This window comes from Colwellia sp. F1 (assembly GCF_056238625.1).
In genome coordinates this window covers 123,708-136,066 of record NZ_JBWDLI010000005.1, presented here as the reverse complement: position 1 = coordinate 136,066, position 12,359 = coordinate 123,708, and the positions used below count along the sequence as shown (strand labels likewise).

Genomic DNA, 12,359 nt, shown 5'->3' with positions numbered 1-12,359 from the left:
TTTATTGATAGCTATAGTATTTATTTAAGTTGTTTTTTTAGTTTGTGATATTTTTGGCGTAAAACAAATAACACAACGTAGTAAGTTGTTAACGAGGTAAGGGCGTATTTCAGTGGGCCTTAAGGGGAAGCTGTTTGTACCGTGATATCCGTTACGAAATAGCTTCTTGTTGCCCATAATACTCTGCCATGAGCAAATTTATGCAATGCTGATACACCCTAGTTTGCTTTAGTATTTCGTTAAGCGTCGTAACTTTGGCTGTAACGGCTAAATATTAATTATTATAGAGTTTATTTATGGAAAGTAGCACTAAAGCGCCAACGGGGTTAGTCGAAGCAGGCTACTGGGTTAGTCAATCTTTTCTTGTGTTTGTTATTTTTATTTTGTTGGTTTTACTGCTAGCAGGAGTATGGTGTTTTTTGCGTCATCGCCGTGCTACCAAAGCACAAAATTTGTTAGTAGATGAGTTACGTGAGGGGGCAGACTCTTTTCGTTACCTTGTTGAAACAGCCCATGAGGGGATTGCTGTGGTGCAAAATACACGGCTGGTATATCTCAACCCACGTATGTGTGAAATGAGTGGCTATAATGAAGCAGAGCTTAAGGCGCTAACGTCGTTCTTACCGCTAATTCACCCGTCTGCACGCGAACAAATGATGGATAACTATAAACGCCGTGTGGCTGGGAAACCGTCTCCGCAGCGTTACGAAAGCCTCTTTTTAAGAAAGGATGGCACGAGTTACCCTATTGAAATAAGTGGCGTAGCAATTGTTTGGGGTGGGCAACCTGCAACGCTTAATATGCTTACGGATATCTCAGATCGAAAAGCCGCTGAAGAAAAAATTCTTTACCTTGCTCATCATGATAGCCTCACTGGTCTTGTGAATCGCTCTGTACTGAATGAGCATATCAAAAAAGCTATTCGTTTAGCACAACGTAGTAAGGAGCCATTTGCCGTATTATTTATTGATCTTAACGGCTTTAAGCAAATAAATGATACCTATGGGCACGAGGTGGGCGACGTTTTGCTGCAGCAAGTTACCGCGCGTATTCAAGGAGAGTTAAGAGATACAGATACCTTTGCACGCATTGGCGGGGATGAGTTTGTTGTGTTGTTAGCTCAAATAAAAGACAACCAAGATGTACAGCAGGTGATGGCTCGTATTAAAGCGGTAATGGAAATACCATTTCAAATTAAGCACCATGAGCTTAATTGCTATGTTAGTCAGGGGGTTGCACTGTACCCTAACGACGGCACATCGGTACAAGCCTTATTAAGTCATGCAGATAAAAACATGTATGTTGATAAATGCAGTTACTATAACCAGAATAACCGCCCAGCATAGTGCTTTCATGCTGGGGGTAAGCGTTTAAGTGGTTTGTTCATTATAGACTCCAAAAGTGTACTTGCGTTTTTTACGACGACCACATTATTAAAATATTACCTTTTGTTATCTCACGCTAAGGAGGTAAACTTAAAGCATGCTTTAAGTTGTTATTCGTTATTTATGTCAAAAGAAATCCCACAGTTACCACAAAAAGCCAGCCCAGTGTTAGTTAAGCAAGCGAATATGTTTGCAGACTTACCGGCAAAATTAATTGAAGACTTTCAACAAGACTTTCAGCTGAATGAGTGGCACAAGGGCGACTATATTGACTCAAACATTCTATTGAAGCGTTTTTTTGTCGTTATTGATGGGCAATTAGAAATTAAAAAGAGCAACCCTGAAACGGGCAGGGAAGCAACGTTAGATATGCTTTATGCTGGTGATTGCTTTGATTTAATGGTGCTATTTGACGACCAGCCGCACGACGTTATAATTGCGCCCTTAACCACGGTAAAGCTATTGTCAGTAAAGCTTACTACTATGCGGCATTGGTTGTGGACTTACCCTGAGTTTAATCAACAGTTTATGCCTTATTTAGCGAAGAAGATGCGTGAAAAAGAGCAACAAGCCAGTGATTTAATTTTGCACGATGTGCCAACGCGTTTAAGTCGTATTATTTTAGAGCATATTAATAAAATAAAGTTTTATACTGGCACGAGAGAGGCCGAACATCAGCATCATTTAGTGAATGGTTTAAATGATGAAACATTGGCGCGAATGACGGGTTCAGTAAGGCAGGTTATTAATAAACAATTGCAACTGTGGAAAAAAGCAGACATTCTCGACAAAAAGCGTAATCAGCTAATCATTAAAGACTTAGAAGCATTAGAAAAAGCCGCGTGTGACACGCAAAATTTACCCAACGCTCCTTTACGAAAGTAGTGTTAGCCAAGTAAAGTTGCGTACACTAATATCCACAGCTGACACTTAACACTTAACACTTAACACTTAACACCTCACACCTCACAGCCCACACTTCACCTCAGGCTTAAGCGATAACAGCTAATCACTTATTTTTTGTAAAGAAAATGCGCCTCGAATATCGCCTAGGTTAAAACCGGTTGCCTGATCCTTCGGGTATAGCGAGTTAATTTTATCAGCAAGGTTTTCCGTAATATTTTCACCATGGCATACTAAACAGGCACCCGCGGTTGGTATGGCTTTCATATAACGATAAACGGTTTTATCAGCGCTTTTAACGATGGCTGAATGCTCCATTGTACTGATATTTTCTCCAGCCGCTTTACGTTGCTCAAATTGCGCTAAAACGTCAGCTTCCCATTGGTCAGGAACATTGCCACTGTTACGCACTTTGCTTGAGGTGCGGGCAATGGTCCAGTTTGATAAAGCCGCATGTTTTTTAGCAATAGGTCCTGCTTCCGTGTTACATACGGTTAATGCTTTTATTGGGCCTTCAGCTTTCATTGCGCCAGTTAATACAGATTTTAACTCACCGCCAAAGGCTTTTACCAATGAGCGCGCTTCAGTCGCATGTTGCGCTAGGACTGTTTTATTTATGTTAACGTCATTCGCGCTGACTAATAAAGGTAAGGCAACTAACGTAATTACAGTGTTTTTTAAGACTTTTGCTATAGATGTTGTCGTCATTTTTTATTTCCTATTGCTTAGGGTGAAGTATTGCCAATATTACAAACATTAAAGCTATTAAAAATAATTCAGTAGTGATTGATAATATGCATTGTTATTTGCTAATTCCTTATGATTACCTTGGGCGATAATTTCTCCCTGTTCTAGCACAATGATCTGATCCATTTTTTCTAACATCAGTGGCTTATGTGTGATCACAAGTAAACTTTGATGATGCTGGTTAACATGCGCTAAGATGTTTTTCATCACTAGTTGCTCGTTAACATGATCTAAGCCTTTAGTTGGCTCGTCTAAAATCAATACACTGGCAGTGCGCAGTAATAATTGGGCAATTTGTAAACGTTGAATTTGTCCGCCAGAAAGGCCTATACCCGTTGAACCTAACCAGGTTTGAAAGCCATTGGGAAGTGCATCAATAAAGTCGATTAGGTTCACTAATTGGCAAGCTGTGCGCATTTCTTCTAGTGTAGCGTCGTGTTTAGCCAAGCGTAGATTGTCTGCAATACTGGCATCAAAAATATGGCCTTGTTGGCTCATTAAGGCGATTTCTTGACGCAAAGAAGTTGTTGTTATCAGGCTTAAATCTGTATCCGCTAAGGTTATTTTTCCTTGGCTTGACGGTAGAGCTAAGCCTGTTGGCCAAAAACCCATCAGCAAGTTAATTAACGTTGATTTACCTGCGCCACTTGCGCCAATAATGGCAACTTTGTCACCGGCTTTAATCGACAGGTTGATGTTGGTTAAACTGGCGGATGTTTGCTCAGGGTAATAAAAGGTTAGGTTGTCGAAGTGAATATCGCCTTGTTTTGCTTTTTCTGCGCCATTGTTCGCTGGTTTTTCTTTGTCAATAATGGCAAATAGCCTAGCAGCACTTGCTAAACTTTGTGGTAGTAACTGTAGGGCTAGTGGCATATTAATAACCGTTTCAAAACTAACGAGGACCAGTAAGATAACAGCGACCAACGACTTACTGTCTATAGTACCTGCTGTTAAAAAAGGTAATAACACTAAGAAACAGGCAAGGGCTGATAGGTGAATCAGTAGAAAAGTTATCGCGTTTAAACCTGCATTGATGCGCAGTAAACGATAACGCACACGGTAATATTCTTGTGTAATCCCTGCAATAGAGCGCTGGTAACGGGTGCTAACTTGGTACACTAGCAGGGTTTTAATTGCGCCCATACCATTAACTAAGGTTTCGGTTAACTGGCTTTCTAATTGTGCGATTTTATAGGCGTCTTTGCGCGATGCTAGGTAACTTATGATGGGAGAAATCAGGGCAACAATTAATAACGCTGCTAACATTAGCCAAGCAATAGTGGTTGAAAAAGTGGCTAAGGTATAACAAACAATTGGCACTGATATTAAGGCAACGGTAATAGGTAATAAAACACGCAAATAAAAGTTATCTAGGTTTTCAATGTCTTGTTGTATTCTTGCCAGTAAATCTCCTGAACGTAAGTCCATTTGATAATAAGGTAACAAAGGCTCAAGTTGTTGGTAAAAGTAATGGCGTAAGCTTGCGAGTGCGTTAAAGGTTGCTCGGTGCGTTAGCATCCGCTCGGCATAACGCCCGGCAGTACGTACTATGGCTAAAAAACGAATAATCGCCGCTGGGGTAAAATAATTTACCGTAATACCACTGGCCCCGCCTATGGCCATCAGGGTGATAAACCAACCTGAGATTGCTAATAAACTAATGTTCGCGACTATGGTGATGACCGATAATAACGCGCCAAGTAACATAAGTGGCAGTTGTGGCTTTAGTAGCTGCAGCAAGCGCATAAATGTTTGTGCGTTTACCTTGTCACTGCCAGCAGGAAGATGAACATTGCGTATTGGTGAATCGTTTGTTTGTGAATGTGTTACTTGTGTTAAGTTGTCCTTCATAACTCACCTCTCATAAGTAACTGTTGTGCATAATACCCCTGATGTGCTAACAGTGCTTGGTGTGTACCAGATTCGATGATTTTTCCTTGTTCAAGAACAATTATATTTTTCGCGTCAATCACCGTATGTAAACGGTGTGCAATAACAATGACCATATTATTTTTTGCGTAATCATTAATGGATGCAGTGATAATTTTTTCAGTTGCCTGGTCAAGGTAACTGGTCGGCTCGTCTAGTATCAGCACCTTAGGCTGGTGGTAAAAAACACGGGCTAAAGCTAAACGTTGTGCTTGTCCGCCAGAAAGCCCTGCACCGGCTTCGCCGATGTTATTGTTAATACCCTGCCTAAGGCTTGCTACAAAACTGCTTAACCCAGCTTTTTGCAGCGCATCGTAAATGCGATCATCTTGATAACTGTCAGACATAGCAACATTAAAGGCTAATGAGCCATAAAACACTTGAGCTTGTTGTGAAATCCACCCGCAATGTTGTAACCAGCTATCACGATTAGCTGAAGTTAATAACTGGTTGTTGACGCTAACTTGGCCCGCAGTCGGGGAAATAAAGCCTAATATTAAATCAGTGAGGGTCGATTTTCCTGAGCCGCTTTCACCAATAATGGCATATAAACCAGGCGATGAAAATTCAAGGTTTATATTGCTTAAGGTATTACTGCGCTTTGGATAAGCAAATTCTGCTTGTGTTAGCTTAATAGTAAAAGGAGCGGTAAAAGTGGTGTTTTGTGTTTTGTTTGGTACGGGCTGGCTTAGAATATCAACCAAGTCTTCTGCGGCGGTGACACCGGCCATTTTTGCATGGTACTGTGTACCAAGCTGCCTAAAGGGTAAGTAAAATTCTGGTGCTAACAAGAGCACCCATAAGGCAAACACATAGTCTACATCAGCGTAATACAAACGAAAACCCAATACTACGGCGACTAAAGCTATTGAGATTGACGCTAAAAACTCTAAGACAAAAGAAGAAAGAAAGGCGATTTTTAACACGCCCATGGTTTCATTGCCGTAATCGTCACTAATTTTTTTCACCGCGGCAATTTCTCTTTTTGAGGCATTAAATATTTTCAGTTGCGTCAATCCTTGAATAATATCAAGAAAATGGCCACTCATCCGTTGAAGTTTAGCCCAATGCTTTTGGTTTAAGCGTTCCGCTTTGTGGCCAATAAGGATCATAAAAAATGGCACCATCGGCGCGGTTACTAAGAGAATAAGTCCTGACTGCCAGTCGATAGGAAAAACCGCGATTAGTATTGCTAGCGGAATAACGGCGCAATAGGCAATAACAGGTAGATAACCAGCAAAGTAATCCTCTAATGAGTCAATACCTTGGTGTAACAAATGTGCAAGTTTACCACTCCCTTTGGTTTGCGCAAAAGACGGACCTAATTGAAATACGCGATACAGCAGGCGTGAGCGAATATTCGCTTTTATATTCATGGCGCTGCGACGGCTATAACATTCACTAAAATAACCCAGTGCAGCACGACAAAAAATAACCCCCACTAAAGTGATAATAATCATACTAAACTTGGTAAGTATGGTGCTGCCTGCGACGAGGCTGTTGTTCGGGTCATTAAAGAAAAGAATACTTTTGTCTGAAAATATAACCCAGTCAATAAGGTAAGCTAATATGGCGGTTTGTAAGATCATTAAAAGTCCATTGAATGATCCTAAAGCAATCGCGATAGTTAACTTACCGTGAGCGTGTTTTTTTTGCGCTTTAAGCCAAAGGTTAGTGTGCTTTTTTTGTTGATCAGTTTTTTTTGTCATGTTGTTCTAAGTGGTCACTTCTTTATGCGTAATGGTATAAGTAAGCGGTAAAGCACTATTGCATTAGCGCATACTTACAGCGAAATTTATGACGGCTTATCACTGTTTTGATCATCAGCAATATTGTCTACATGTTGTTCCATTTCGTACCACATCACATTAATAATACCGAAAGCAACCGCAAGTAATACCCCTAATATCCAACTAAAATACCACATGAAATCTTCCTCTAAATTTGTTTAATATGTTCTTCATCAGTTAATCAATAGGCGCTGTGATTGTTTTGCTCAATTTCAGCAATAGTCACGGTACGCCACATTTTTTTATAGCACCAAAAGGTGTAACCAAGAATAACAGGAATAAAAATAGCGACGACGACAAACATTAAGGCCAACGTGTCTGCACTTGAAACAGTGTCCCACATCAGCAAGCTATGAGCAGGTTGGCTGCTTGAGGGCATTACAAACGGAAACATAGCAATGGCGGCGGTTAAAATAATGCTAGCAATGGTTAAAGCGCTTGCAATAAATGCGGTAACTTTTATCGACATTTTATTGTTTTTATTGCGTAATAAAAACGCAACGATTAAGGGCATTAATATACCGGTAACCGGCACTAACCATAAAAGTGGGGTGTTTTGGTAGTTATGAAACCACGCACCGGCAGTGACTGCGACTGTTTTGAGTGTAGGTTGCGCCTGTCCCATTTTGTCAATAGTGCTGGTAACCACATAACCATCAATACTTTGCCACACCAAAACACCAGCAAGGGCGAACGTGAGCGATAACACCACGGCAACCACACGACCAATATTGGCAGAGCGTTGGGCTACATTGGCGTCTGTTCGCATCACTAACCAAGTTGAGCCATGCATCAGTACCATGGCAACACTGACAACACCTGTTAATAAAGTAAAAGGGGTGAATAAGGCGAAAAATGACCCCGTATACGTAACGCGCATGTATTCGTTAAAGTTAAAGGGCACGCCTTGTAATAAATTACCAAAGGCGACACCGAAAACCAATGGCGGCACCATAGAACCGACAAATAATGCTTTATCCCAATGAGTACGCCATTGTTCTGAGTCGAGCTTACTACGGTAGTCAAAGGCAAGGGGGCGTAAAAATAAACTGAACAGCGTTAACATCATCGCGAAATAAAAGCCACTAAAGGCCGTGGCATACACTAACGGCCAGGCGGCAAAAAGTGCAGCCCCTGCGGTAATTAACCATACTTGGTTGCCGTCCCAATGGGCACCTACAGTGTTAATAACGACACGGCGTTCAACATCTTTTTTAGCGACAAAAGGTAATAAACCACCAACGCCCATGTCCATACCGTCAGTAATGGCAAAACCGATAAAAAGAAAGCCGATAAGCCCCCACCATATTAGTTTTAATGTTTCGTAATCAAACATGATTTTCCCCTTAAGAGCTTTGGCTGCGAAGGCCAGGTGCTAACATGGCTTCTTGTTCAAAATGATAGCGGCCCGTTTTTAACGCACTAGGACCTAATCGAGCAAACTTGATCATTAAATACATTTCAATAATAAATAAAATGGTATAAACAACAATAAAAGCGACCAGAGAGAATATTAAATCGCTTACGGCCAAATTAGACGTTGATAAAAAAGTTGGTAAAACTTCACTGATAGCCCAAGGTTGGCGACCAAACTCGGCAACAAACCAGCCTGTTTCTATTGCTATCCAAGGCAGGGGTAGTGCAAAAAGTAGGGCTTTTAATAACCAGCGCTTTTCTTCTATTTGTCGTTTAGCGTTAAAATAAAACGCTAAAACAAACAACAGCAACATGATAAAACCACAAGCCACCATGATTCTAAACGCCCAAAAAATAGGAGCGACTGGCGGGGTTGAGTCTTTTACTGCCATTTGTATTTGTGCTTCTGTGGCATCAACAACTTTGTCGGTATAGCGCTTAAGGAGTAAACCGTAACCAAGATCATGCTTAGTTTCGTTAAATTTAGCGATGTTTTCTGGCGTTTCTTCCCCATTTCTTAATTTAGTTAAATACTTGTAAGCAACCATGCCATTTCGAATTCTAGGCTCGTGGGCTTTTTGTAAATCGCGCAAACCAACTACTTCGCCATCTAACGAGCGCGTAGCTATTATGCCCAGTGCATAAGGGATTTTTACCGCATAATCGGTTGTCATGGTTTCATCGTTGGGTAAACCTATTAAGGTAAATGCTGCTGGTGCTGGCTCGGTATGGTATTCAGCTTCAATGGCGGCAAGTTTTACCCGTTGTACTTCGCCCACTTCATAACCTGATTCATCACCTAACAGAATAACCGATAATATTGCTGCTAGACCAAAGCCTGCGGCAACAGAAAAAGAGCGCTTGGCAAAAGCAATATCTCGGCCTTTAAGTAGGTAATAACTGCTAATACTTAAGACAAACATTGCCCCAGCAACATAACCCGCTGCGACTGTATGAATAAACTTAACCTGAGCAACGGGGTTAAAAATAATTTCACTAAAGCTCACTAGCTCCATGCGCATTGTCATGTAGTTAAACTCACTACCAATTGGGTTTTGCATCCAACCATTGGCAATTAATATCCACAAAGCAGAAAAGTTTGTCCCCAATGCCATTAAAAAGGTGCCCATTAAATGCTGGCGTTTACTTAACCTGTCCCAGCCTAAAAAGAACATGCCGACAAAAGTGGACTCAAGGAAAAACGCCATTAAGCCTTCAATGGCAAGTGGTGCGCCAAAAACATCGCCAACATAATGCGAGTAATAAGCCCAGTTGGTACCAAACTCAAACTCCATGGTAAGGCCTGTAGCAATACCAATGGCAAAGTTAATACCAAATAACTTACCCCAAAATTTGGTCATGTCGCGGTAAATTTCGCGGCCCGTCATGACAAACACAGCTTCCATGATGAATATAATCCAAGTTAAGCCAAGGGTTAGGGGCACAAATAAAAAGTGAAATAAGGCTGTAATAGCAAATTGCCACCGCGATAGTTCTACTAAGGTTTCGTTAATCATATTGACTCTCTTGTGCAATAAGTGCCTTGTGCATTGGTCTCGTTAATGCTGCCAGCATTCAGTTTATTTATATTTAATTTTCACTGTCTTTTTTAGCAAAAAGCGCTTGTTTAACCGATAAAATTTTTGTTACCCCAGTGCCTAATTTCATTAGGGTATTTAATTGTTCAGGGGTTAATTTTTGTAACTCTGCTGCCCAGTTAGTGATCATTTCTAATAAGTCATGAATATCTTTCATCCGCTGTTGAGCATACACTTCACTGTCGGTTTCAGGGGGTTCAAGTAGCAAATTCCGTAACAATGACAAGGTTGGGTCTACCTCACGTTTGCGTCTTTCTTCAAAAACAATATTTGCCATGTCCATAACACTGCCAATGGCGTTGTAATATTCTTTACGATCACCTGGCACGTGCGTCACCTGCACTAGCTTCCATGACTGTAGCTCCTTAATGCCCATGCTGACATTACCACGAGAGATATTAAGCGTACTGGCCAGCTCATTCGCGGTAATAGGTTTATCACTAATCACTAATAGGGCATACATTTGACCAACGGTACGGTTAAAACCCCACTTACTGCCCATTTCACCAAAGTGATAAACGAATGACTGATTTTTTTCTGAAATTTCCATAGCACCAATATAAAGTTTCAATATTTTCTGAAAGTTTAAAACATTTTGAACCTTTGATCCAGATCAAATAAAAAAATCGCTAAAGCGAATCAACACTGGCTATTGAGTATCAAGATAAGCTTATGTTCATCATAATATCTTACCCAGACTAAGTAATGGATATAGCAATAAAGGTGCCAGTAATGTTTTTATTTAAGCTTATGAAAATTAATGATTTTATTGTTTGTTGTGGCATAAGAATAAAAAATAACTTTCCATGGTGACATAAATGACATTTAATGGCGTCAGGCGTGACAATTATGGCAATAATTATGAGGGAGTAATGCAATTGGTACATCAAACTATTCAAGCGATAATCGAATCTATTGAGAAACCCGCAATTTATATTACCAATGATTATTCGATTGAGGCGGTTAATCAAGCGTATCGTGACACCTACACAACAGAGGTGTTGTTAGGAAAAAGTAAATGCTATGAAGTATCGCACAATGCGACTAAACCTTGTGACCAGTTAATTGAAACAGGCTATTATCGCCGAGTGGGGAGTGTTGAAAAACAAAAAGCGAATTTTAGATTAATTTGCGCAAGCCATAAAAACATAGAAACTATGGTGAGCGAGGGGACATTTCGCGAAGATTTGTATTATAGAATTGCCGCATTTCCTATTCGTTTACCAACGTTAAAAGAAAGACAAGCAGATATCCCTTTATTGGCAGAGCACTTACTATTAAAGAGTGAGTTTTCATCAAAAAAATTTACGGGTGAAGCATTAGCCACACTATCAAAATACCATTACCCGGGTAATGTGCGAGAGCTTAATAATATTGTTCAGCGCAGTGCTTTATTAAGTGATGATGAACTTATTAATGTAGAACATTTACCTCAAAATATAAAAAGTGCTAACAGCGAAACATCGCATTCAGCTAATTTAATATCGAATGAAAAAAAATACCTTATTGAACTACTAAACCAATATGGTAACCAACCCAAATTGATTGCTGATAACTTAGAGATAAGCGTTAGAACGCTTTATAGAAAATTACAAAAACACCAGTTGAATGTTAAAGAATTTACACTCCCTAACAGAATAACTTAAATGCCAGTCTAAAAGAATAACTAACTGAATGGCTTAAATGGTACTAAAAACTGCTGTGCTTTGATGCATACTCCCTGCGCATTATAGCTGCGGTCATGCACAGTAATATTTCCCTCGCTGTCTTGGGTGATAATATTTGTTGTTCTAGTGCCATATTCTGGCGAAACTATAAAAATAGAACTCAGTCGCTCTTCCCAATCTAATGGTACACCGGTATTAGGGAGTTGTTCGATTGACGCTTGTTGGTTATTTTTCATTAACTCAAATAATGCATTGATGTCTAGATCTGTATTTAAGGTAGAAAGATCACTGTGCGCGTTAATAAATGCCGTTAGTTTTTTTTGCCCTAGCGCCATTTTGGGCCAAATATCGTCCAAACTACCATTACATAAACTGTGAAAGCCTGTGGTTAATTTTTGTTGTTTTTGCGTGGTGCTGTTAAAGCAGGTGAGTTGATCTAATTGGCCAAAAACTAAATTAAAACCATTGTAATGATGTGCCGAGCTGGCCAGTTGCTCACTTATTTTAGCATCGTTTGTTGATAAGGCTTGTAATACTAACTCACCACGTGATTTTTTACCTTGATCAAATAATTGCGGTTGACGGTAATTTGTTAACGCACTAAAACGTCCTTGCTGATTTAAGCCAAGCCAAGTGCCACCAGCTTGTAAATCTTTACCGGCTAAAATAGTGCCGTGATTCTTATCTTGAGCAGTATCTGCTGGCCACCAATGCATTTTTTCTGTCGGCCTTTGGTGAAACTCATCACGGTTAGCGCAAATGATCACTGGGTATTTAGGGTGTTGTTTAATGGCAAAAAATAAAATACACATGTGTTTATCGCCTGCATCAAGAGCATAGTTGAGTTGAACGTATATAACTTATAGTAACTCTTTCTTTATACCGAGTGTTAGCTCAGGTACTATTCGTACGATAGAAATTTAC

11 protein-coding genes are annotated in these 12,359 nt (G+C 40.1%); 3 read left to right on the top strand and 8 right to left on the bottom strand.

Annotation, left to right across the window (positions count from 1 at the left end; all coding sequences use genetic code 11):
• Positions 1 to 296: 296 nt before the first annotated feature.
• Together AC0UA9_RS06360 and AC0UA9_RS06355 are read left to right on the top strand one after the other, a co-directional pair.
• Positions 297 to 1,346, top strand: coding sequence for a diguanylate cyclase domain-containing protein (locus tag AC0UA9_RS06360; RefSeq protein WP_475658494.1), 1,050 nt, complete (start codon positions 297 to 299; stop codon positions 1,344 to 1,346).
• Between the two features lie 162 nt (positions 1,347 to 1,508).
• A complete protein-coding gene (locus tag AC0UA9_RS06355) occupies positions 1,509 to 2,270 on the top strand; it encodes a Crp/Fnr family transcriptional regulator (protein ID WP_475658493.1) in 762 nt (253 codons plus the stop codon).
• Positions 2,271 to 2,390: 120 nt separating this feature from the next.
• Here AC0UA9_RS06355 and AC0UA9_RS06350 read toward each other — a convergent pair whose 3' ends face one another.
• From AC0UA9_RS06350 to AC0UA9_RS06320, 7 genes are all read right to left on the bottom strand, one after another.
• A complete protein-coding gene (locus AC0UA9_RS06350; protein WP_475658492.1) occupies positions 2,391 to 2,996 on the bottom strand; it encodes a Tll0287-like domain-containing protein in 606 nt (201 codons plus the stop codon).
• A gap of 57 nt (positions 2,997 to 3,053) precedes the next feature.
• Positions 3,054 to 4,886: a thiol reductant ABC exporter subunit CydC gene (gene cydC / locus AC0UA9_RS06345; protein WP_475658489.1), complete on the bottom strand. Its 1,833-nt coding sequence runs from the start codon at positions 4,884 to 4,886 to the stop codon at positions 3,054 to 3,056.
• Positions 4,883 to 6,673: a thiol reductant ABC exporter subunit CydD gene (gene cydD / locus AC0UA9_RS06340; protein WP_475658486.1), complete on the bottom strand. Its 1,791-nt coding sequence runs from the start codon at positions 6,671 to 6,673 to the stop codon at positions 4,883 to 4,885. Before cydD ends, cydC begins: the two co-directional genes overlap by 4 nt.
• Before the next feature lie 86 nt (positions 6,674 to 6,759).
• Positions 6,760 to 6,891, bottom strand: coding sequence for a cytochrome bd-I oxidase subunit CydX (cydX, locus tag AC0UA9_RS06335; protein WP_475658484.1), 132 nt, complete (start codon positions 6,889 to 6,891; stop codon positions 6,760 to 6,762).
• A gap of 44 nt (positions 6,892 to 6,935) precedes the next feature.
• Positions 6,936 to 8,090: a cytochrome d ubiquinol oxidase subunit II gene (cydB, locus tag AC0UA9_RS06330; RefSeq protein ID WP_475658482.1), complete on the bottom strand. Its 1,155-nt coding sequence runs from the start codon at positions 8,088 to 8,090 to the stop codon at positions 6,936 to 6,938.
• Positions 8,091 to 8,100: 10 nt separating this feature from the next.
• The gene (locus AC0UA9_RS06325) at positions 8,101 to 9,687 is read right to left on the bottom strand and encodes a cytochrome ubiquinol oxidase subunit I (protein WP_475658480.1); all 1,587 of its coding nucleotides are present in this window, start codon (positions 9,685 to 9,687) and stop codon (positions 8,101 to 8,103) included.
• A gap of 73 nt (positions 9,688 to 9,760) precedes the next feature.
• Positions 9,761 to 10,318, bottom strand: coding sequence for a GbsR/MarR family transcriptional regulator (locus AC0UA9_RS06320; protein WP_475658478.1), 558 nt, complete (start codon positions 10,316 to 10,318; stop codon positions 9,761 to 9,763).
• 268 nt (positions 10,319 to 10,586) lie between these two features.
• Here AC0UA9_RS06320 and AC0UA9_RS06315 point away from each other — a divergent pair, with 268 nt between their 5' ends.
• Positions 10,587 to 11,414: an AAA-type ATPase lid domain-containing protein gene (locus tag AC0UA9_RS06315; protein ID WP_475658477.1), complete on the top strand. Its 828-nt coding sequence runs from the start codon at positions 10,587 to 10,589 to the stop codon at positions 11,412 to 11,414.
• Positions 11,415 to 11,434: 20 nt separating this feature from the next.
• Here AC0UA9_RS06315 and AC0UA9_RS06310 read toward each other — a convergent pair whose 3' ends face one another.
• Positions 11,435 to 12,247 carry an NRDE family protein gene (locus tag AC0UA9_RS06310; RefSeq protein ID WP_475658474.1) on the bottom strand — a complete coding sequence of 271 codons (813 nt, stop codon included), beginning with the start codon at positions 12,245 to 12,247 and terminating at the stop codon, positions 11,435 to 11,437.
• Between the last annotated feature and the right edge of the window lie 112 nt (positions 12,248 to 12,359).